21 protein-coding genes are annotated in these 23,014 nt (G+C 40.9%); 16 read left to right on the top strand and 5 right to left on the bottom strand.

Annotated features, from left to right (window positions below; all coding sequences use genetic code 11):
• Positions 1-5 precede the first annotated feature (5 nt).
• The 8 genes from NST09_RS04615 (at position 6) to NST09_RS04650 (ending at position 8,639) form a co-directional block, all read left to right on the top strand.
• The gene (locus tag NST09_RS04615) at positions 6-908 is read left to right on the top strand and encodes an amidase domain-containing protein (protein ID WP_008349082.1); all 903 of its coding nucleotides are present in this window, start codon (positions 6-8) and stop codon (positions 906-908) included.
• A 43-nt stretch (positions 909-951) separates the two neighbouring features.
• A complete protein-coding gene (gene trmL / locus NST09_RS04620; protein WP_003211950.1) occupies positions 952-1,425 on the top strand; it encodes a tRNA (uridine(34)/cytosine(34)/5-carboxymethylaminomethyluridine(34)-2'-O)-methyltransferase TrmL in 474 nt (157 codons plus the stop codon).
• A gap of 442 nt (positions 1,426-1,867) precedes the next feature.
• Positions 1,868-3,763: a PrkA family serine protein kinase gene (locus NST09_RS04625; protein WP_017360374.1), complete on the top strand. Its 1,896-nt coding sequence runs from the start codon at positions 1,868-1,870 to the stop codon at positions 3,761-3,763.
• A gap of 140 nt (positions 3,764-3,903) precedes the next feature.
• Positions 3,904-5,067 (top strand): sporulation protein YhbH, encoded by a 1,164-nt coding sequence (gene yhbH / locus NST09_RS04630; protein ID WP_007497035.1) that lies wholly within the window; start codon positions 3,904-3,906, stop codon positions 5,065-5,067.
• 365 nt (positions 5,068-5,432) lie between these two features.
• Positions 5,433-6,065: an HlyD family efflux transporter periplasmic adaptor subunit gene (locus NST09_RS04635; RefSeq protein ID WP_007497037.1), complete on the top strand. Its 633-nt coding sequence runs from the start codon at positions 5,433-5,435 to the stop codon at positions 6,063-6,065.
• Positions 6,066-6,104: 39 nt separating this feature from the next.
• Positions 6,105-7,724 carry a DHA2 family efflux MFS transporter permease subunit gene (locus NST09_RS04640; protein WP_017360372.1) on the top strand — a complete coding sequence of 540 codons (1,620 nt, stop codon included), beginning with the start codon at positions 6,105-6,107 and terminating at the stop codon, positions 7,722-7,724.
• Positions 7,725-7,741: 17 nt separating this feature from the next.
• Positions 7,742-8,266 (top strand): flavodoxin family protein, encoded by a 525-nt coding sequence (locus tag NST09_RS04645; RefSeq protein ID WP_008358701.1) that lies wholly within the window; start codon positions 7,742-7,744, stop codon positions 8,264-8,266.
• A 13-nt stretch (positions 8,267-8,279) separates the two neighbouring features.
• Positions 8,280-8,639 (top strand): hypothetical protein, encoded by a 360-nt coding sequence (locus tag NST09_RS04650; protein WP_017360371.1) that lies wholly within the window; start codon positions 8,280-8,282, stop codon positions 8,637-8,639.
• Between the two features lie 111 nt (positions 8,640-8,750).
• Here the strand turns inward: NST09_RS04650 and cspB are convergent, their stop codons facing one another.
• A complete protein-coding gene (gene cspB / locus NST09_RS04655) occupies positions 8,751-8,951 on the bottom strand; it encodes a cold shock-like protein CspB (RefSeq protein WP_008349061.1) in 201 nt (66 codons plus the stop codon).
• 211 nt (positions 8,952-9,162) lie between these two features.
• Positions 9,163-10,254, bottom strand: a complete 1,092-nt coding sequence (locus tag NST09_RS04660; RefSeq protein WP_148780299.1) for a diguanylate cyclase — start codon at positions 10,252-10,254, stop codon at positions 9,163-9,165.
• A gap of 94 nt (positions 10,255-10,348) precedes the next feature.
• On the opposite strand from NST09_RS04660, the gene NST09_RS04665 reads away from it, so the two are divergent.
• Complete coding sequence (locus NST09_RS04665) at positions 10,349-10,729, top strand: hypothetical protein (protein WP_008349057.1); 381 nt, start codon at positions 10,349-10,351, stop codon at positions 10,727-10,729.
• 35 nt (positions 10,730-10,764) lie between these two features.
• Here NST09_RS04665 and NST09_RS04670 read toward each other — a convergent pair whose 3' ends face one another.
• A complete protein-coding gene (locus tag NST09_RS04670; protein WP_342493390.1) occupies positions 10,765-11,181 on the bottom strand; it encodes a spore coat protein in 417 nt (138 codons plus the stop codon).
• Between the two features lie 153 nt (positions 11,182-11,334).
• On the opposite strand from NST09_RS04670, the gene NST09_RS04675 reads away from it, so the two are divergent.
• Positions 11,335-11,841 carry a YhcN/YlaJ family sporulation lipoprotein gene (locus NST09_RS04675; RefSeq protein WP_008349054.1) on the top strand — a complete coding sequence of 169 codons (507 nt, stop codon included), beginning with the start codon at positions 11,335-11,337 and terminating at the stop codon, positions 11,839-11,841.
• A gap of 156 nt (positions 11,842-11,997) precedes the next feature.
• Entirely contained in the window at positions 11,998-12,873 is an 876-nt protein-coding gene (locus NST09_RS04680) for a hypothetical protein (RefSeq protein WP_058213957.1), read from the top strand.
• A 29-nt stretch (positions 12,874-12,902) separates the two neighbouring features.
• Here the strand turns inward: NST09_RS04680 and NST09_RS04685 are convergent, their stop codons facing one another.
• Positions 12,903-13,547, bottom strand: a complete 645-nt coding sequence (locus NST09_RS04685; RefSeq protein WP_057079769.1) for a spore coat protein — start codon at positions 13,545-13,547, stop codon at positions 12,903-12,905.
• A gap of 144 nt (positions 13,548-13,691) precedes the next feature.
• On the opposite strand from NST09_RS04685, the gene NST09_RS04690 reads away from it, so the two are divergent.
• The 3 genes from NST09_RS04690 (at position 13,692) to NST09_RS04700 (ending at position 20,642) form a co-directional block, all read left to right on the top strand.
• Positions 13,692-17,054, top strand: a complete 3,363-nt coding sequence (locus NST09_RS04690) for a CheR family methyltransferase (protein WP_342493391.1) — start codon at positions 13,692-13,694, stop codon at positions 17,052-17,054.
• Positions 17,055-17,136: 82 nt separating this feature from the next.
• A complete protein-coding gene (locus tag NST09_RS04695; RefSeq protein WP_342493392.1) occupies positions 17,137-20,043 on the top strand; it encodes a 5'-nucleotidase C-terminal domain-containing protein in 2,907 nt (968 codons plus the stop codon).
• A 32-nt stretch (positions 20,044-20,075) separates the two neighbouring features.
• Complete coding sequence (locus NST09_RS04700) at positions 20,076-20,642, top strand: class D sortase (RefSeq protein WP_342493393.1); 567 nt, start codon at positions 20,076-20,078, stop codon at positions 20,640-20,642.
• Between the two features lie 34 nt (positions 20,643-20,676).
• Here the strand turns inward: NST09_RS04700 and NST09_RS04705 are convergent, their stop codons facing one another.
• Positions 20,677-21,579 (bottom strand): RluA family pseudouridine synthase, encoded by a 903-nt coding sequence (locus NST09_RS04705; protein ID WP_342493394.1) that lies wholly within the window; start codon positions 21,577-21,579, stop codon positions 20,677-20,679.
• A gap of 108 nt (positions 21,580-21,687) precedes the next feature.
• Here NST09_RS04705 and NST09_RS04710 point away from each other — a divergent pair, with 108 nt between their 5' ends.
• Positions 21,688-22,029 (top strand): DUF5365 family protein, encoded by a 342-nt coding sequence (locus NST09_RS04710; protein ID WP_035392580.1) that lies wholly within the window; start codon positions 21,688-21,690, stop codon positions 22,027-22,029.
• Positions 22,030-22,336: 307 nt separating this feature from the next.
• Complete coding sequence (locus tag NST09_RS04715) at positions 22,337-23,002, top strand: HAD family hydrolase (protein ID WP_008349038.1); 666 nt, start codon at positions 22,337-22,339, stop codon at positions 23,000-23,002.
• Positions 23,003-23,014: the final 12 nt, after the last annotated feature.

Genomic DNA, 23,014 nt, shown 5'->3' on the forward strand with positions numbered 1-23,014 from the left:
TCTGTGTGAAACAATTATTAGAACAAACGTTAGAAGACAGACTGGCATATTTATTAAATGGCAGTACGATCAAACAGCCGCAGCTGATGTCTGATGTGGACGCTGTGGAGCGAAAGAAAGAGCTGTTTGCAAGAAGACAAGTTGAGATTGTCAAGGCGAAAGCAAAAGCAAAACTTCTTGATTCAGCTATTCAAGATGATGGAGCTCAGCAAGTACAATATCTCGCGCACCTCACTTATGTCTGTAAGGATATAGACGATTCTTTTTATTTAGAGGAACAGGTTGAGAAAAGAGAAGCGTTTCTTTATAACGACATGCTTGTGAAAGATCGGATGATGTTAGAAGAACGACAAAAGGAAGATCAGGTGGATGAGCGCTTCCAAAATGAAGACCAATTTGGAAGAGCTTTTCACTATGACCGGCGTGCAGCTGTTCAATATGCTGAAACGTATTGGAATAAACGAAATCCAGCCTATAAAAATTTCGAAGATAACTGTACGAATTTTATTTCACAATGTCTAAAAGCAGGGAATGCGCCAACGAGAGGATATCCGAACCGTGGATCTGGCTGGTGGGTTCGTCCACATACGTGGAGCTACAGCTGGACGGTGGCACATTCGATGAAAAATTATTTAGCGAATTCCAAAGCGGGGTTGAGAGCGAAGAAGCTCAAGGAGCCGCAGGAGCTTCAAATAGGTGATGTGATTTGCTACGATTTTGAGGGTGACGGTAGGTATAATCATACAACCATTGTCGTTGATCATGATAAAGGCGGAATGCCTCTTGTGAATGCACAAACGTATGACAGCCGTATGCGTTACTGGTCGTATGAAGATTCAACGGCTTATACACCTAGTATTCGTTATACGTTTTTTCACATTTTGGACGATGCTCCAAAGGATAGTTAATGGTATAATGTTGAGCGGAAAAGAAAATTAGAGGTGAACTTTTTTGGGACTTCATGTCGTTTTATATCAACCAGAAATTCCAGCTAATACTGGAAATATTGCGCGAACATGTGCAGCAACAAATACAACACTTCATCTGATTCGTCCGCTTGGTTTTTCGACAGATGATAAAATGCTGAAGCGTGCAGGACTCGATTATTGGAAATATGCCAATGTCGTCTATCATGATTCATTAGATGAATTGTTTGAGGCTCATCCGAAGGGGCAATTTTTCTATATCACAAAGTTTGGGCAAAAGCCGCATACAACGTTCGATTACTCGCAGCTAGATGAAGACTACTTCTTTGTATTTGGCAGAGAGACGAGTGGATTGCCAAAAGATTTGATTGAACGGAATATGGATCGCTGTCTACGTTTACCAATGACAGAGCATGTTCGTTCACTGAATCTATCGAATACGGCAGCGATTCTTGTGTATGAGGCGCTTCGCCAGCAGCAATACCGAGATTTGATATAAGAACATGATAAAAGCCGAGATCCGATCTCGCTTTCAGTGAATATGTAAGTACTGAAAATATGAACGAAATGAAAAAGGATGTTCCGCTGATGGAACATCCTTTTTTTCATTTACCAGGCTTGCCTTCGTAGCCAGCTGTGAAAATGGATACTAAAAACGTAATGATGACGCCCATCATAATGACCGTTCTCATTTAAGCTCCCCCTTATCCCTTTGTTCCTTTGCTGCCGGTTTCATATGTTGTGAAGTTCGCCTTGAAAAGCAGGAGATGAAGTTCATTTTTCTCCTGTTTTTCCTTTATTATGAAGGCTCTTGCGGATGGTTGTCAATTCAGTTTGCCAATTCGTCATTTTGAAGAACGAAAGCATGTAATAGGACGCCTCCGCATAGATTGTAAAACAGTATCTGATTTCTAGCTTCAATCTTGAAAGAGGAGGTTCATATGGATATTTTAAAGAAAATTGAACAGCACAGAGAAGAAGAGCAGCGACTGAAATGGGAAGGTACATTCAGCGAATATCTAGATATTATTAAAGAAAATCCACTTGTCGCTCAATCTGCTCATTCTCGCGTTTATCATATGATTAAGGACAGCGGGATTGAAGAGGAGAATGGGGTCAGAACCTACAAATTTTTTGATCAGGAGCTTTTTGGATTAGAGGAATCATTGGAAAGGCTAGTGGAAGAGTATTTTCACCCTGCGGCTAAACGTTTAGATGTCAGAAAGCGTATTTTATTGTTAATGGGTCCAGTCAGCGGCGGGAAATCGACGCTTGTCACAAGGCTGAAAAGAGGGCTGGAAGAGTATTCACTAACAGATCATGGCGCAGTCTATGCGATTAAAGGCTGCCCAATGCATGAAGATCCGCTTCATCTTATTCCGCAAAATCTGCGGGAGGATTTCTATAGAGAATACGGCATACGTGTGCAGGGGAATTTATCACCTTTGAACTTGATGAGGCTCGAAGAGGAATATGGCGGCCGCATTGAGGATGTGAGAGTGGAACGAATTTTTTTCTCAGAGGACAAACGGACCGGCATTGGTACCTTCAGCCCGTCTGATCCGAAATCTCAGGACATTGCTGACTTAACAGGAAGTATTGATTTTTCAACGATTGCTGAATTTGGTTCAGAGTCAGACCCGCGTGCGTACCGGTTTGATGGAGAGCTCAATAAAGCGAACCGTGGAATGATGGAATTTCAGGAGATGTTAAAGTGTGATGAGAAATTTCTATGGCATCTTCTTTCATTAACGCAGGAGGGAAATTTTAAGGCGGGGCGTTTTGCGTTGATTAGTGCGGATGAATTGATTGTTGCACATACGAATGAAACGGAGTACCGATCATTTATTTCGAATAAAAAGAACGAGGCTTTACACTCAAGAATTATTGTGATGCCGATCCCTTATAATTTAAAGGTGACAGAGGAAGAACGCATATATCATAAGATGATTTCAGAAAGTGATGTCTCAGATGTTCATATTGCACCGCATACGCTAAAGGTGGCTGCGATGTTCTCTATTTTGACAAGGCTGAAAGAGCCGAAGCGGTCTGATATCGATTTGGTGAAAAAAATGCGACTGTATGATGGGGAAAGTGTCGAAGGTTTCCAATCTGTTGATATTGATGAGATGAAAAAGGAATTTCATGACGAAGGAATGAGCGGAATTGACCCGAGATATGTCATTAACCGCATTTCATCCACCATTATTCGAAAGAACATGGAATCCATCAATGCACTGGATGTCCTCCGTTCCTTAAAAGAAGGACTCGATCAGCATCCATCGATCTCAAGTGAAGATCGGGAACGTTATTTGAATTTTATTTCTGTCGCACGAAAAGAGTATGACGATATGGCGAAGAAGGAAGTTCAAAAGGCATTTGTGTATTCCTATGAGGAGTCTGCGAAAACTCTCATGGATAATTACTTAGATAATGTTGAGGCGTACTGCAATAAAAACAAACTGCGTGATCCGTTAACAGGTGAAGAAATGAATCCTGACGAAAAGCTCATGCGTTCAATTGAGGAACAGATCGGCATTTCTGAAAACGCCAAAAAGGCATTCAGAGAAGAAATCCTCATTCGGATTTCAGCTTATGCGAGAAAGGGCAAACGCTTTGATTATAATTCTCATGAGAGATTACGAGAAGCCATTCAGAAGAAGCTCTTTGCCGATTTGAAAGATGTCGTGAAAATTACGACATCGACGAAAACCCCGGATGAGCAGCAGTTGAAGAAGGTCAATGAAGTAGTGGCGCGATTGATTGATGAGCATGGCTATAATTCCACAAGTGCAAATGAACTCTTAAAATATGTAGGTAGTCTTCTGAATCGTTAATAAATGAAGGAGGCATTATTGGCGCAAACCAGCACCAGTAATGTCTTTTTTAGAAATCGTCGTCATTTCGACGACGGCCAGCATACGATAATGGAATCGATGGTTACAAGAATTGTCCAAAAAGGTGAGGAGGGGGATGGATGTCCCGGCAAGAAAAAAGTCAGTTTATTGTGTCTCAGGAAGACTGGTCCCTCCATCGAAAAGGCTTTGATGACCAGCAGCGTCATCAGAAAAAAGTCAAAGAGGCGATTAAAAACAATTTGCCGGATCTTGTCACAGAGGAAAGCATCATTATGTCTAATGGCAAAGATGTGGTCAAAATTCCGATCCGTTCTTTAGATGAATATAAAATTCGGTACAACTATGATAAGAATAAGCATGTAGGTCAGGGGGATGGAGACAGCCAGGTTGGCGATGTGGTCGCTCGGGATGGATCTGACAGTAAGCAAGGGCAGGGAAAAGGGCAAGGTGCTGGAGATCAAGCCGGTGATGATTATTACGAAGCAGAAGTCTCATTAATGGATTTAGAGGAAGCGTTGTTTCGTGAGCTGGAGCTACCAAATCTTAAACAAAAGGAACTTGATGATATCGTTGTCGAGGAAATTGAGTTTAATGATATTCGCAAAACGGGGTTAACCGGTAATATCCATAAAAAACGCACAATGCTGTCAGCATTTAAACGAAATGCCATGACAGGAAGCCCTTCCTTTTATCCTATTTATCCAGAGGATATTAAGTATAAGACGTGGAATGAAGTCACCAAACCAGAATCAAAAGCGGTTGTCCTAGCGATGATGGATACGAGCGGAAGTATGGGGCTTTGGGAAAAATATATGGCGAGAAGCTTTTTCTTTTGGATGACACGTTTCTTGCGGACAAAGTATGAGACAGTCGAGATCGAATTCATTGCCCACCATACAGAGGCGAAGGTCGTAGATGAGGAGCACTTCTTTTCTCGGGGAGAGAGCGGGGGAACCATTTGTTCTTCTGTCTATCGAAAGGCACTAGAGCTCATAGACGAACGATATCCTCCGTCACGATATAATATTTATCCTTTCCATTTTTCTGATGGTGACAATTTGACCTCTGATAATGCACGGTGCGTGAAGCTCGTTTCTGAAATTATGAAAAAAGCCAATTTATTTTGTTATGGTGAAGTGAATCAATATAATCGGCATTCTACGTTAATGTCAGCATATAAACATATTCAGGATGAGAAATTTAAGCATTATATTTTGAAGCAAAAATCAGACGTTTTTCTCGCATTAAAAAAATTTTTTCAGCAGGAAGAAGTTCTTTCTTAAAGAGAACATTCAAAAAAACCTTTCAGCATAAGGGCTGAAAGGTTTTTTGTGTGGAGAAGGAAGGGATCACCAGAAAAAAAGTAAAACTTTCTCTTTGACATTTCAATTTTCATTTATTAATATTTAATCTTGTTAAATATAAGTTTTTCAAAAAAAGATGCCGATCGTCTTTTCTTCTTTTTCTGCTTTTTGCTCATAAGTGAACAATAAGTATAAATGGGCTGCACACCATTTTCAGCAGAGTAGAAAAAGGGGAAACAGGCCCAGCTCTATGAGCTTGTTTCATAATCTGTCAGATGATGGGCATTCTAAGTTTGCTAAAGCAGATGACACTATATTTTTATACATGAAAGGAGAAACAAAACATGAACAGAGGGCGTTTATTGCTAACGAATATTATTGGCCTTATTGTGATTCTTGCCATTATTGCCGGAGGTGCTTATTACTACTACGAAAGCACAAACTTCGTAAAAACTGATGAAGCAAAAGTGACAGGTGACATGTACCAAATTACAGCGCCAGCAGCTGGACAAATCAAAGGCTGGGACATCAATGAAGGTGACGAAGTGCAAAAAGACAGCACAGTTGCAAAAGTTGAAGGAGAAGCAAAAACAAACATTAAAGCAGTGGCTGATGGCACATTAGTCAAAAAAGAAGTACAAAACAACCAACAAGTGCAGCCTGGGACAGTTCTTGGTGAAACGATTGACCTAAGCAAGCTTTACATTACAGCGAATATTAAAGAAACAGACATTAAGAACATTGAAAAAGGTGACAAAGTGGACATCGTTGTAGACGGCGATCCTGATACAACATTTGAAGGAACAGTTGAACAAATTGGTTATGCAACAAACTCAACATTCAATATGCTGCCAGCAACAAACTCAAGTGGTAACTACACGAAAGTGACACAAAAAGTAGCAGTGAAAATTTCAATTAAAAATCCATCTGACAAAGTACTTCCAGGTATGAATGCTTCTGTCAAAATTTCATCTTAATGATGACTGATATCAAAAAATGAAAGGAGGTTGTCTGAGATGGCAAATCAACCTGCAGCGACAAAACAGGGAGCAGGCTCCTTGTCTTTACTGATCATTTTAATGGCCGGTTTGTTCGTAGCGATTTTAAACCAAACGCTTTTGAACGTAGCCATGCCCCATTTAATGACTGAATTTAATGTGAGTGCGACGACAATTCAGTGGCTTACAACAGGTTACATGCTTGTCAACGGTGTGCTCATTCCGTTATCTGCGTTTTTAATCACACGTTTTGGCCAGCGCAGCTTATTCCTCGTGGCGATGATTTCATTTACACTAGGGACCTTTATTTGCGGTATTGCGCCAAACTTTTCTACGATGCTGATTGGTCGTTTGATTCAGGCAGTCGGTGGCGGTATCTTACAGCCGCTCGTCATGACAACAATCCTTTTTATTTTCCCTCCAGAAAACAGAGGGAAAGGAATGGGGATTTTTGGTCTTGCGATGATGTTTGCGCCAGCTGTCGGACCAACGTTATCTGGTTATATTATTGAACACTATTCATGGCGTATTATGTTTTATGGACTTGTACCAATCGGTGCGATTGTCATTATCGCGGCTTTCTTTATGTTTAAAAATATTGTAGAGCCTAAAAAAATCAAGCTGGACAGCCTTGGTGCGATTCTGTCGATCGTTGGTTTTGCTTCGCTTCTATACGGAGTGAGTGAAGCGGGAAGTGATGGTTGGACAGATCCAATCGTTTTATCTACGATTATCATTGGTGCGATTGCGATCATTCTCTTTATTTTCCAACAGCTAAAAGCGGATAATCCGATGCTTGATTTCCGCGTGTTTAAATACAGCATTTTCTCATTATCAAGTGTTATTAACATTATTATTACCGTTGCCTTATACACTGGGATGTTCTTACTTCCGATCTATTTGCAGAACCTCGTTGGGTTTACTGCACTGCAATCGGGGTTATTAATGCTTCCAGGGGCACTTGCGATGCTCATTATGTCTCCAATTTCAGGGATCTTGTTTGATAAATTTGGACCTCGTCCACTTGCCATTGTGGGGATGCTGATTACAGTTGTCACCACATACGAGTTTACAAGGCTGACGATTGATACATCTTATAGTCACATTGTGCTCATGTATGCAGTACGTGCCTTTGGTATGTCACTCTTGATGATGCCAGTCATGACTGCTGGGATGAACCAATTACCGCAGCATTTAAACAGTCATGGTACAGCGATGTCAAACACACTGAGACAAATCAGTGGTTCGATCGGTACGAGTTTGATCACGACGATTTATACAAATCGCACGACATTCCATTATTCCAATATGGCAGATCAAACGAATACGGCTGACCCGTTCTTTATGAATTCATTCCAGGCGGCTGTCTCTAATGTGATGCACCATATGGGCATGACAGCAGAAGCTGCTCAAAAATATGTGTCGACCCAGCTCTTTACGAAAGCACAAGTCGATTCCAATGTGATGGGCATCAATGATGCTTACATGTGGGTGACATTATTCTGTGCAGCTGGTGTGATTCTCAGCTTGTTCCTGCGAGATGTACGTAAGGATAAAAAGCGAAAAGAAAAGCAGGATAAGAAACAAGAAATGACATTGCTTCCAGCACCTAAGGAAGCAAACCAAGATGCAAGATAAGTGTGGAGGGACCGTACATGAAAATTTATGTCGTATACGATAGTGAAGGTGACCATACAAAAGCACTTGCAGAAGCGATTGCAGCTGGCGCAGGTGAAACAGAGCAAGCTGAAGTGTTCATTGATCATGTGAAAGATGCGGATATCCGCAAGCTTGATCAAATGGATGCAATCATTTGGGGCTGCCCTGGTCACTTTGGTACCATTAGTTCTGGATTAAAGACATGGATTGACCGTCTTGGGTATTTATGGGCAGAAGGAAAACTTATCGATAAAGTCGGTGCCGTTTTCTGTACCACTGCAACAACACATGGCGGATTAGAAATGACGATGCATAATTTGATTACGCCAATGTTCCATCAAGGGATGCTTGTGGTCGGCCTTCCTGGAAATGTTCCAGAAAATGCGTTATACGGCTCTTATTATGGAGCAGGTGTGACGTGCCCGATTGATTCTGATGAAGTGATTTCTGCAGAAGGCATTGAGCTGGGGAAAGCATTAGGAAGACGTGTAGCATCAGTCACTGCGTCATTTAAGCGATAAGGAGAGGGTTCTTTTGGCGACGATTATTGTAGCGTTAGTAGCTGCTGTTCTAGTCATTATCGGATTAGTAGCGTTCAATGTCAGACACGCTTCGGCCGAGAAGGAAGAGATCAAAGAAGATGTTTCGAATCATCCTGACGTGCCGCATAGCGAGCCAGAAGTTGCGGCGAGACCTGTAGAGCCTGAAGTGGAAGAAAAAGCGTCAGAGCCTTCTCAGACAGATGATGCTCCGTCAGGTGATGATTTCTATAGACAGGCGCTTCAAAAGTTTAAGCAGCCAGAACCACCTGTCAAAGAAGAAGAACCAGAGACGAAAATGAATGATGATATGTATCGTTCTGCTTTACAGAAACTAAAGCAGAAGGACAAATAAAAAGAGAACCTCTCGTCAGGTTCTCTTTTTTATTACACAAAAAAACCGCCGGCATAAGCCGAGCGGTTTTCCTTCACTCTATAAAGTGCTAAAAGAGCAGATGCTCTTAAATTACGCTTTGTTAACGTTAGCAGCTTGTGGTCCACGGTTACCTTCAACGATTTCGAAAGAAACTGATTGACCTTCTTCTAAAGTTTTGAAGCCTTCGCCTTGGATAGCAGAGAAGTGAACGAATACATCGTCTTGACCTTCTACTTCGATGAATCCGAAACCTTTTTCAGAGTTGAACCATTTTACTTTACCTTCTAACATGAAATTTCCTCCTAAAGCGATCTTAACGCTTAAATTCACTATTCTTGCTCTTACACAAACTTCAAAGACGAAAACTCTTTCAAAACTTTCTTCTTAAAGATGATACGAACAAAAATAATTACCTTTACTTTACCAGTGTTTGCGGGAAAAAACAACTGTTATACGAAAACTTTTTTAAAAATAATTAGCGCTAACAAATTGAGGAAAAAGCCTATGTTAAGTGTTCTCTTTTACGTCCAGAAAAGCTCACTTGGTTTCTGCCTGACTGCTTCGCTTTATAGAGCTCCTGGTCTGCAATAATCGGTAATTGTTTCATGTTTTCACTTGTTCCTGCATCATAAGCACATCCAATTGACACCGTAATGTGAATCGATGTTCCGTTTTGTAAATAAATTGGCTGATCCGCCATTTTTTTTCGTAAACGTTCCGCAATTTGCCATGTTTTTTCAACGGAACAATTCGGTAAAAGCACAGCAAATTCTTCACCGCCGATCCGCCCAATATAATCAGAGCTTCTTGTGTTCTTAATCAGCCTTGTTCCGATTTCTTTTAAAACAATATCTCCCTCATGATGTCCATACTGATCATTGATGGTTTTGAAATAATCGATGTCTAGGTAAATCAAGGACATTTGATGGATAGGTTGCTTTAAGTTCAGAGAAAAAGCATCACTTAATATTTCATCGAATTTCCGTTTATTTAAAACACCAGTTAAAAAGTCATAATGAGCTTGGAATTTATACAAATTTAACATCTGATACGCTTTTGTTTGATGCTCAATGACATAAAAGTTAAATAAACCGGCAATATACGAGAAAATCCAATAGGCAGTATGCAGTTCAAACGATCTTTCATTGACAATGATGATAAATAAAATCGTCGCAATGACGTTGCTCATGGTAATAGATAACAGCATTTTTACGACGTGATTGATATGACGCTCAGCAATTAAAAAGGAAGCTGTGGCGATAAATATCATGGAAAAAATATTAATGAAAGAAGCGACATTGGCTTCGATTAATAATCGGCCAATAATGATCACACAGGCTGCAATGAACGTTTGTGCAATGCCTCCATAAAATGCCGTTAAAATAAGGGGGATATGTCTTAAATCGATGATGGCTGGTCCTGCTTTAATAGAGAAAAACATTAAGAGGACACCGAGTAACCCAGAAATCATTCCTTTAAAAATTTGTCTGAGCAAGGTGTCTTCCTTTTTTAAAAAATTCTCTTTAAACACAAGCATCAATAAATAATGGAAAGTGACAAGAATTGTTAAATTAATAAAGAGGTCTCTTAGCAAAATAAAATCACCTTTTTAAAATTACTAAAATTTGTTGCAAAAGAAAAGGGGAAACAAGATAATTAATAAAAATTTCACTTATGAGGGGTTTAAAATGAGGAGAAAACAATTTCCAGATCGAACGGACTGGCTTTCTTTTTTTGAGACGTGGCCTGATGAAGGATTTGAACGAGATATGCCCATTGAATATCAAGATCTAACGTTTCGGTTTGAGAATGAGGAAGAGCGATTTGTGGTGACGATGTCTCTTGGAGTACAAGAATTTTCTTTGAAGGCTGTTCGAAAAAAGGACGCATCTGTTTTAGGAGTATATGCCTTTAAAACTGTGCGACATGTAGAAATAAAAAAGGATCGGCAGCATGAAAAAGAGCTGTTGATACTATTAGATGGTGTGGAACGGTTTGTTATCACGATCGAAATCACCTTCTTGCCTTCCTTCTGCATCATGGTGAAAGAGCATTTTTCAGGAGAATAAACAGGAGCCTTTCTGAAAAAAGGCTCCTGTTTTAGTTATTTGTGCTCGATGTCATTGAGTACTTGCTGAATAGATTCATCATCCATTACATTCATGACACTTTCATCAATGTGAAGAGACTGGGCGTAAGACTCTCTCGGCGGCTGATGAGTTTGGTATGTTTTTGATGATGTTTGATGCTGATTTGTTTCATTTGGCTGGACAGCGCTGAATGCTTGCTTGATCATTTGTCCTACTTCAGCTGTGCCTTTTGAGTCTTTACGTGAATGTGAATGGGACTCATGACGAGATGGCTCATGATGGTGTTGATCTTGCCCTTTCATCATTGAGGACAAATTCATTTGAGTCATGCTGCTAAGTCTTCTCCGTAATAGTGGTGAAAATAATGCAATGATGGCTGTTGATGCTGCGATCATTGCACCAGTACTCATACCTTTTCTCTTTTTAAACAAACGAATCCCTCCATTTGATCGTGATGATACTTCTTCATCATGTTTAGGATGACCAATCAAGGCTGATTTATGAATTCATTGCTGAAATAGAGGATGTGTGCATAAAAAGTCTGCTGGATGAAAAACCTATGAGCAAAAGGAGGGAATCAATTGATGAATAAGAAATGGATGCTATCTTTATTACTCGTTCCAACATTGATCACTGCTGGGTGTGGAATGAACAACCAGGGCGATGAACGAAGAGGAACAATGAAACGACAGTATGAAAATGTCACATATAAGAACGACAACATGAGACAGGATCAACCAAATGTGCAGACACCTCAGAAGGTGAAAGTGGCAGATAAGGCATCAGAGCTTGTTGCCAACATGTCTGAAGTGAAAACAGCGAACGTACTTGTCACAGGGAAAAATGCATTTGTTGCTGTCGTGCTTGAAGGCAATAAAAGCGGAGATGTAACAGACGATTTGAAAAAGAAAATTTCAGACAAAGTCAAATCGACGGATCAACAAATTGATAATGTGTATGTATCTGCTAATCCAGACTTTGTCGATCGTATGGCAGGGTACGGAAAACGTATTAGAAGTGGAGAGCCAATTTCAGGATTCTTCGACGAGTTTACTGAAACGGTTCGACGTGTCTTCCCTGAATCAAAATAGCTACGACAAAAGCCGTATGTCATATGCGGCTTTTTTGTTTGGAACCGCACCTTGCGCACCTGACTGCATAAAGTAAAAAATATATCACCTCTTGTTGATCTTTGTTTTTTCATAGAAAGAGAAAGAGGTTGCAGGATGAATTCAGGTGGGGAGTAAATGAAAGCAAAACCGTCATTAATTCATAAAAAACTTGTAAGCGGAATGATTGCAGCAGGTTTGATTTTTTATGCGTTCACTGCGTACTTGATTTATGTAGCGTTCCAGCTGGCAGGGCAATATCTAGAGGAGCATTCTTCGCCTAAAACGGTCTTAACGGAAGGACTCAATAAGCAAGTCTATGAACATATTCGAATCTACTATGCAGAGGATGAGGGCGCCTTTGTCGATCTGACCATAGAAGCGCTTGAGCAGGCAAAGAAGAGGACGATGTCAGTGTTTCAGTATGAAGCTGATAAACCGTTAGATATCATTTATTTTGATGATAAAGAGACGATTGAGCAATTTGCTGGCATCAAGCATATTACAGGTTTTTATTCTGATGTTGATCATATGATTGGATTATACCCAGATAAACGGGAAGAATTGTTGAAGAAAGAGACACTGCCTTTATACTTTTTCAACACGTTATTCATTCATGAGTATGCCCATTTCGTTTTCTATGAAAAGGTGCATGCATATAAGGTATCTCCAGTCGTCTTTCCCCTTTGGTTCCATGAAGGGACAGCAGAATGGACGGCCTATGATGTGCTGAACGCTACGTCTGAACGGTTTGACGTCATTCCTTTTAAATCTCTTTATTCTGATCAAGACTGGCAAGAATCTCGCACGACGTATGAGACAGATGTTTATTTACAAAGCTACTATATGATCTATGAGCTTGTGCAGCTTTATGGACGAGATGTCATACATGAGATCATGGAGGAAACGGCGAAAACTAGTCGTTTTGATAGAGGGTTTGAACAAGCGACAGGACAACGTCTCACAGATTTTGAAGAGCAATTTAAACTGAATTATCAAAGAAAAAACGGCTGACCTGTAAATAGGTCGGCCGTTGTTTTTATTTAATGAAGCGGTTTTTGCTGATTGGCTTTGCTTGGCGGCATCTGCACTTGTCCTTGCATAGGGGCAAATGTAGACGTCATCGCCTGCATATCTTGAGCTGTAAGCTGTGGAACTTGATAATAGCTATGTTTGTTTTGATATAAGAAAATTTCATATGCCATTTCAATAAAGTTCGGAATTTGCGCTGCAAGCACACGTCGCACCACAGGGTTTGTGACCTCTAATGCAGTCATTGAGAGTAATCCAGCATGAGATTTCACGAGACCAAGCATATGTCCTGTAATTCCCGCATCTTTTACATCTTGTAATGACTGATTTGGCTTTTTAGGCTGAGATGGTTTTATTCCGTATGTCACCTGCGTCTGTTCTTTCATCATATAAGTAGATGTTTCTTCACTAGGCTTTTGACCAGTAGAAAAGCAATCTACCGTGACGTTGTACTGGGACAATACAAATTGATATTGTCGATCTAACATGTCGGATAATGCGGGATCTTGGATAAATTGCCGAAAGATCATGTATTGATCCAAAATATTAATGGTCCCTGCCAATACCTCATGTAAATCAAATAACTCATGCCCGCCATGATTGAATTGGGGCTGCTGGGCATGTCCTTGAACGTTTGTCTGCTGATCGTTTTGCATAAAGAATCCTCCTTCTGTTTATACAGTCTGTTTTAATGTGAGGAAGTTTTCCTCCTTTCATGCAAAAAACATTATTTACAATTAGAGGGTTTTCTTCCTTTTTGTCGAAAAAATGTATCAGACGAATGAACATGGGGGTACCAGATGCAGGACAAAATCATTAATCGTTTGATAGAAGACGAACATGTGCAGGCACCAGTGATTGGCATCGGTGTTTCGCCGTTTGAACAGCATCATCTTGAGGCTTTTTTTCAATCATTTCCGCAGGAATTAAATGCCTCTTTTATTGTTGTGCAAAATCATGTGACAGGCGATTGTGTAACTGATTTGGAAGCACTTGTTTTACCGATTGGCTACCGAGCAAAGCCGATTAAGCATGGTGAGAAAGTCATGAAAAATACGATTTATTTTTGTCCGCAGCATGCAGCTGTGACATTGACAGAAGACAAACGGCTACACATAACAGAGCAGCATCCTACGAACAAGGCGTGTGCTGTGAATTCGTTGTTTCAGTCACTTGCCAATGTGCAAAAGGAAGAGGCCTATGCGATCTTTTTTCAAAAAGGCTATTGTGTAGGAAGTGGCTTGCTTCAAATCGTTGTGCAAGGCGGTACAGCCATATCGTGCAGTGAGACAAATAGTGGGTTTGATCGTATGTATCATCAAACATTTCAAGACCCTTCTGCACTTGCGTCATATATAGCCAACATCATCAACATTCCGCATACAGATGTTGCAGACCCTGTTTTGATCAGAATGATTGAACGTCTTGAAATGCATAAAGGAATTGCTTTTTCAACCTATGAGAAGCGCAGGCTGCTCTCTGTCATTCAAAAAAGAATGAGGAGTGCGAACCAATCGATCTCCTTATTGTCCGAGTACGATCGTTTATTAGAGAGAGAACCAGATGAGCTTGATCGCCTGCATGTACAGCTTTTAAGCGGAACGACTTCCTTTTTTAGAGATATGGAAGCCTTTCGAGTATGTGAACATCACATCATTCCGTCGATCATTGAAAACACAATGAAAAATGGGAAATCTCGATGCCGCATTTGGATTGCAGGATGTTCTACAGGTGAAGAAGCCTATTCTTTTGCGATGTTATTTTTAGAAGAAATGAAACGAAGACAAGTGTCCATTGAACTTCAAGTGTTTGCAACAGACATCAACCGGAAAGCCATCCGAAGTGCAAGCAAAGGTGTTTATTCGCTTGAGTCTATGGCACGGATGCCAGAAAAATGGAGGGCGCGATATTTCGAAAAAAAAGGTGACGCTTTTATTGTGAAGCAGTCGCTTAGAAAACATATTGTCTTTGCTCCTCACAATTTATTGATCGATTCACCTTTTATCCACCTCGATTTTATCAGTTGCCGAAATGTTCTGATGTACTTCCAGCCAGAAGTACAAAAACGAGTCTTATCTCGATTCCAATATGCACTAAAGGATCAAGGGATGTTGATATTAGGACCGAATGAAAAGGTACCCAATATCCCTCGTTTATTTCATTTGTTAAATGAAAAGTGGAACATTTACACCCACTCAAACGTTCCTAAATACAATGCAGGTCGTACGGAGTTAAAAGAACGAGCTGTCCAATATATGAAAGAAGTAGAGCAGGAGTATGATGCATGTTTCATCATAGACGATTGCGAGCAAATTCTCGCGATATCAAACGGTGCCTATTCTTTCTTAGCGCATGCAGAAGTCTCAGATGAATTATGTGAATATGTAACCCCTGATTATATGAAAGAGATACTAAGTCAAAGCTTTCAAAAGGTGTGGACTGAAGAGACTGAGGTTGTCTTTCAACATGTCCTCATTTCGGATAATGGCAGAAAGCAGTATGCTGATTTTACAGTGAAACATTTTGATCGCCGTTTTAAAGGAGTATACGTCATTCTCATTCGGATGAGTGAGAGAGGAAAAAATCAAAAGAACGGCAGGGACAAAGGGATGTCAGAGCAGAATTCGGTTTATCAACAGCGAATTGTCGATTTAGAAAACGAGCTCAATGAGGTCAAACAAAAGGAGCAAGAAGCAAGGGCTCAATTAAAAGAAAAAAACAAGCAAATAGAAGTGCGCGAGAAAACAAACGAGCATTTTATTAATATCATCAACAACTTAAAGGTGACAAGAGAAGAACTGTACCGGCCGTCTGTGAAGCCAGAACTTGCCACGTTGTTTGTGGACCGGGAAATGAATATTCGCTATCACACTCCTACAGCTGCCTCTTTATTTACTTCAGCTCAAACCCGGCACCAGCAAACTTTTCAGTCGATGGTGAAGAAGCTATCGAAGGAAATGCTCTATCATGATATTCAATCTGTCATTTCAGATAGGCGCGTGATCGAACGTGAAATTGAAACGAACGAAGGAGAACAATTCACGGTTCATATGACGCCTTTCTATGATCAAGATCGCGAGGGAGCAGTGATGACCTGGATCAAAATGACCGAAATGACGAAATTGAAGCAGGCTCTTCATCTTGCGGTGACAGCACTTGATAACAGCCATATTCATATTGTGGTTGCAACAGGAGAAGGTGTCATTCAGTGTGTCAACCAGCGCTTTTGTCAGTTTGTACAGCAGCATGAATATGACTTGATCGGAAAAGATATTTTTTCTGTTTATTATGCGTTGTGTCAATGTGATGATCTAGCGAAACAATGGGACGTGTGTTTAAGAGAGGGCAGCTGGACAGGTGAGTTGTATTTTCAGGACTTATCAGGGCGTGAGCGATGGGAAAGAGTCTCTTTACACCGAATCGATGACCCTGACAAAATGCAGTCTACTGTCATGCGGATTTCAGAGGATATTACAAGTCAAAAACAGTCTGAGAAAATGCTGATGAAGTCTGAAATGCTGTCAGCAGTTGGACAGCTGGCAGCTGGTATTGCCCATGAGATACGTAACCCACTTACGTCGTTAAAAGGCTTTTTACAGCTAATGATTCAAAGTAAAAAGTATCAGAAGGATTATGCCGATGTGATGATGTCAGAGTTTAATCGGCTTGAGTCTATTATTAACGAGTTCCTTGTGCTCTCTAGAAGCAAATCTGTTAAATTTGAACCGGTGAATGTGAATCTTCTGCTCGAAGAAGTCATTATGGTCGTTGAATCTCAGGCGGTCTTAAAAGGAGTGTCGATTCAAAAGAATCTGGCTCCCTCTCTGCCTCATATTCAAGGCATTCCAAATGAACTAAAACAAGTGTTCCTTAACATTCTTAAAAACGGAATTGAAGCGATGGATGGAGTAACAGGTGTGATCCAAGTGACTTCATTATTGAAAAACGACCAAATGATGCTGATATTTGAAGACCAAGGAAAGGGCATACCAGAAGACGAGATTGGAAAATTAGGTGAACCTTTTTACACAACGAAAGAAAAAGGCACGGGTCTTGGATTAATGATGACCATTAAGATTATTGAAAGCCATGGCGGTACCATTCGTTTTGAGAGCAAAAGCTTTGAAGGGACACGTGTGATTATTACGTTTCCAAGTAATTGAGATCAGTTTTACATGAAATCCATCCAGTCTTAATAATTGCTTTGTACACTAGAAGAGATGAAGTTCAAAGGGGAGAAATCTAATGAAACGTATACAATCTATTCGAATGGTCTGTTGTTTGATTTTGGTGATATTTAGTCTGCAATCTTTACTGCCTAGTATGATGACAGCTGAGGCGTTTTCTTCTTCTGAGAAAAAGGAGACTTTATGGAAACAAACAAAGCCGATGAACATAAAAAAAGCCCGAAAACTGATAGGAGAAACGGTAACGGTGAGCGGAATCGTAACAGCAGATCAATCCGCTATAGGGAATGGGAAACTATCAACATATATTCAAGACAAAACAGCTGGTCTCAATATTTATTCTGCGCAGCCTAAGAATTTTCCAGAACTGAAAGCAGGCATGAAGGTCACGGTGACAGGCAAGATCACGACTTATAAAGGGCTCGTTGAAATTGTGCCAGATCAAGACCATCTGAAGATTGATGCTGTGAATCAGCCATTGCCTTCGCCAAAGAAAGTTTCCATTAAACAATTGGAATCGGATCAGGCAAGCAAATATGAAGGGAGATTAGTGACGGTAAAAGGCTATGTAGAACAGGCGCCAGATCAGCCGGCTGGCGGTGGATACAATGTGGCCATCATCGATAAAAAATATCATAGCACAGTCCTTAGAGTCATGGTTGATACGGGTGCCATTGATCAAGTGAAGACCGGAAAATGGTATGAGTTTACTGGCGTTTTAAGCAGATACGATACGCTGCAAGTACTTCCAAGACACAAAACCGATGTCAAATTGCTGAAGCACCAGCCAAAGCCGCCAAAAATCAAAAAAGAATATGAGGCAACGGTAGATCGTGTTGTGGATGGAGATACCATTCATTTGAAGAAGCCTGTGCTCGGCACAACAAAGGTACGCTTCGTGAATATGGACACACCAGAAACCTACCACAAGCCAAAAAATGAATTAGATCAAAACCAGCTACGTTTTGGACAAAAAGCGACGGATTATTTAAAAACCCTTCTTTCAAGTGGTGATCGAGTCACATTAAAGATTGGCCCGGAAGCAAAGGATGGATATGGACGTCTTTTAGCTCAAGTCAAAACCAAAAAAGGGCTGAATACGAACCTAGAGCTTGTGAAAAAAGGATATGCCCCTACTTATTTCATTTGGCCTGTTGGAGATGAAAAAGAGTATCTGATGTTCCAGCAAGCAGTGAAAGATGCCAAGGAAAAAGGGCTTGGTATTTGGAATGAAGAAGATCCTCTGCTAGAACAGCCGTTTGAATTTAGAGCACGCGAGCAGAAAAAAGGGCTCACTCGTTATGTGGGTGATTCATCTGCAAAAACCTACGTATCACCTGACAGCTGGAATGAGATCGATGTGGATAAACGTATCTTTTTTGCTTCTAAAGAAGAAGCAGAGCAGGCTGGATATCAGGCGTCAGAATCATCCAGTGAAGTCCCATTAACCATTTTAAGCATGAATGATTTGCATGGTAAAATTGATCAGCAATATGAGCTGGATGTAAAAGGTGATGGCAGTAAAGGAACGTATGGACGGATGGATTATGTGGCGGCTTATATAAAACAAAAGCAGGCTGCGCAAAAAAATACGATAACAGTTCATGCAGGAGATATGATAGGCGGAAGCTCGCCAATATCTTCTCTTTTACAAGATGAACCAACCGTTGAACTAATGGAGAACATCGGCTTTGATGTTGGGACAGTCGGCAACCATGAGTTTGATGAAGGTGTAGATGAATTATTGCGCATCTTAAAAGGTGGAGATCATCCTAAAGGCACAAAAGGGTACGATGGGCAGAACTTCCCGCTTGTTTGTGCAAACTGTGAATACAAGGATACTGGCAAACCACTTTTACCAGCCTATGAAATCATGGATGTCGAAGGAATTCCTGTGGCTTTTATCGGGGTAGTGACAACATCAGCGGCAGGAATGGTCATGCCAGAAGGAATTAAAGATATTCAATTTACTGATGAAGTCAAAGCTGTCAATGAAGCAACGAAAGAATTAAAGCAAAAAGGGATTAAAGCGATCGCAGTTCTGGCTCATATGACCGCCTCTCAAAATGGTGATACCATTACTGGAGAAAGCGCAAGGCTCGCCAAAGAAGGTGATGACGAAATTGATGTCATTTTCGCTGGCCATAATCACGAAGTGGTCAATGGAGAAGTGAATGGAAAATTAATTGTCCAAGCCTTTGAATACGGAAAGGCAATTGGAGAAGTCAATGTCACACTTGACCGGAAAACAAAGGATATTGTCAAAAAGAGTGCAAACATCCAGTATGTAGACCAGGCTGGTATTGAAAAGGATCAGGAAGCAGCGGACATTTTAGCCCATTACGGAAAAGAAGTGGAGCCGATTATTAGTGAGGTTGTTGGAGAAGCTGGCGTCAAGATGGAAGGTGGCTATTCCAATGATGGTGATACACCACTTGGCAACCTCATTGCGGATGGCATGAGATATTCAATGAAAAGTGACTTTGCCATGATGAATGGCGGCGGTATCAGACAAAATCTCGAAAAAGGACCCATTACTTGGGGAGACCTCTTTAATATTCAGCCATTTGGAAATGTGTTAGTAAAGCTGGACATCAAGGGGAAAGATTTAGTTGATATCATTGAAGCTCAAATATCTCCTCAATTTGGACCAGATTATAGCATTTCAGGCTTTTCTTATTCGTACGATCCGTTAACATATAAAGTAGTCGACTTAAAACTGCCTGATGGTTCTTCCGTTGATTTCGATAAAACGTATACACTCACAGTGAACAACTTCATGGCGACTGCCACTGGAAGTAAGTATGCACCGATTGGGCGGCTAGGGAAAAATCCGGAAACAGGCCCAGAAGATTTAGAAGCAACGGTTGCTTTTGTAAAGAGCTTCGAGGGAGCTTCTATTGTGTATCAAAAAGAGGGCCGAATTCAACAAGCGAAACAAGAAGAAAAGGCAGCAGCAAGCTAAAGAATCATCAGCAAAGACAAAGGAGTTAACGCATGAAAAAATGGCTTGCAGTGATTGTCATGTCAGCGGGAATTGTGGTGCTTGGCTGGGGAATCTGGCAAATCGCTTCTACTCACTTACAAACAGCACATTCTTTAGAGGAAGCAAAGAAGGTCGTAGAAACTGATCAAGGGATGACAAAGGAAAAATTTTCACCTGAAATGGAGAAAGCCTCTGGCATCCTGACCATTCCGAAATTAAAAGCCGATTTGCCGATTGTTGAAGGGACAGATGCGGACGACCTTGCCAAAGGCGTCGGTCATTACAAAGGCAGTTATTATCCTGATCAAAATGGACAAATCGTTTTGTCGGGACACAGGGATACGGTCTTCCGCCGGACTGGTGAACTGGATATTGGGGATCAGCTGAAAATCACTGTACCGTATGGTGAGTTTGTTTATGAAATCACGCATACGAAAATTGTGGATCAGCATGATACATCCATTATTACCTTACAAAATAAAAAAGAAGAGCTTGTGTTAACCACATGCTATCCATTTCATTTTGTCGGCAACGCACCAGAGCGGTACATTATTTATGCGAAAAGAGCATCTGTCTAACGTCAAAAGAGCCTGGATGATCAGGCTCTTTTTTCTACATATTGTCCATTAATTCAGCCATATCAGGTGGGAGCGGTGCTTCTATCGTCAGCTTTTCACCTGTGAATGGATGGTTCATGTCTACTTGTTTGGCATGAAGGGCGCATCTGTTTATCAGGTCACGCTTCCCGCCATATAATGTATCGCCAGCTAAAGGATGCCCGAGACTGCTAAGGTGGACCCGTATTTGATGCGTTCTGCCAGTTTCTAATCGCAGCTTAACGGCCGTCACCTGTAAACGTTTATTGAGATGGAAGACCTCATAATGAGTCTTGGCGCTTTGACCAGTAGGAGAAACCCTCCTTCTGACAGCATGGTGTTTATCACGTCCAATGGCTGCTTGGATCGTTCCTTTCTTTTTCTTAAACAGTCCTTGTGCGATGGCAAGATACGTTCTGTTAATCGCTTTTTTTGAAAGCATTTGATCGAGTACAGCATGTGCCAACCTGTGTTTGGCAAAAATGACGGTGCCACTTGTGTCTTGATCCAGCCTATGTATATGTCTGACCCGCTTTTCTTCTCCATTTGCTTGAAAATGGAAAGCGACTAGATTCGCCAGCGTACCTGTTTGTCCTTTTTCATTTGGATGCGTCGGTCTTCCAGCAGGCTTTTGGACAACTAATAAATGCTCGTCTTCAAAAAGTACCTCTAATTCACCGTATTCTGGCGACACATCACTTTCTTCCGTCTCAAATAAATCAATGATAATCTGATCACCTGTACTCACTTTTGTAGCATGGTGGGCAGGTTTTTGATTGAGACGGACTTTTTGGTGCTCCATCCAAAAATGGATAATCGGTTTAGAGGCAGACACTTCGCCTTTTAAAAATTGACTTAAGGAAATGCCATTTTGCTGCTCACCTACTTTTAGGGAGAGCGTGTGTCCTTTTATGATCATGATATTCGTCCTCTCTTTGGGTATATATAGGAAACACTTACCTTAGCGAATGACTTTTTTTCTGTGCTATTCTGAATGGAGTAATAACGACAGAGAGGTAGATGCCACGTGAGATTAATGAAAGCTGCGACAGACCTTCAAGAGCAGGCAATTGAAGAAGTATCAAAGGAAATTGAAGATCTTTTATCCCATTCTGTCAATGGAGAAGAGCAGGAAAAACAATCCCCGCTTACATTCATTGATGGTGTGTATAACGGGACAATGGATGATGCTTTTCGTATCTTATCAGGTCTTCAGCTATTACATACCATTATTTTAAAGCCGAAGCGACATATCACAAAACGAGATCGTGAGTTATTTGAACTCAACCGTGAACAAGTTAATGCGTGCGGCTTTTCTTTCCCGTTTGATTTAGATGATTTTGCAGGCCGTCACCTTCAAAATGCGTAAAAGTTGGTGTGAACTTCCTTGTTAACTTACAAGGTCGTCGCACATACTATTTTTAAGGGAACGGAGAAACCTTCAAGATCTGTAATACCAATTCCGCTCTTTTTCAACAATGTCTATTCTCCACGAATCGGAGCGCTTGGATCTCTTGCAGAAAGAATCGAACATGACAGGAGCCTGACAAAACGATGCAGGCTCCTTTTATACATAATCATTTTAGCAGACATTCATCTTTGAAAGTCAATTTTATTCACGATATGATAGCAGTATGGAAGATATTTCAGACTTTCGGAAAAAAGGAGTGGCCTCTTTGGTAAAGGCGATTATATTTGATTTTGATGGATTAATTTTAGATACAGAAACACATGAATATGAGGTTCTGCAGGAAATGTTTGCGGAGCATGAATCGGAGCTGCCTCTGTCTGTATGGGGAAATGTGATTGGAACGCAGGCAGGTTTTAAGCCTTTTAAATATTTGGAAGAGCAGTTAGGAAAGACATTAGATCATGAGGCACTCACAGAAGATCGGCGTTCACGTTTTCAAAAGAGAATGAAGGACGAAGCAGCAAGACCTGGTGTAGAAGCTTATTTAGAAGCGGCAAAGGAGCTTGGAATTAAGATTGGACTTGCTTCCAGCTCAGATTATAAATGGGTGTCTGATCACCTGAAACAAATTGGACTTTTCGATTACTTTGAATGTATCCGCACGTCAGACGATGTGGAAGAAGTGAAGCCTCACCCAGAACTTTATTTGCAAACCGCACAATGCTTAGGCGTTGAGCCAAAAGATTGCGTGGCATTTGAGGACTCTGTGAATGGGTCAATCGCTGCCAAACGAGCGGGTATGAAATGTGTCATCGTGCCAAATAAAGTGACGAGCACACTGCAGTTTGAAGAATATGACGCGAGATTAGAATCCATGGCTGAAATCGAATTGCTCCAGCTATTCCATCAGCTTGAAAAAGAGGATCAGTAAGGGGGCAATACA

This window comes from Bacillus sp. FSL W7-1346, assembly GCF_038593335.1.
GTDB classification, from domain to species: Bacteria; Bacillota; Bacilli; order Bacillales; family Bacillaceae; genus Bacillus; species Bacillus altitudinis.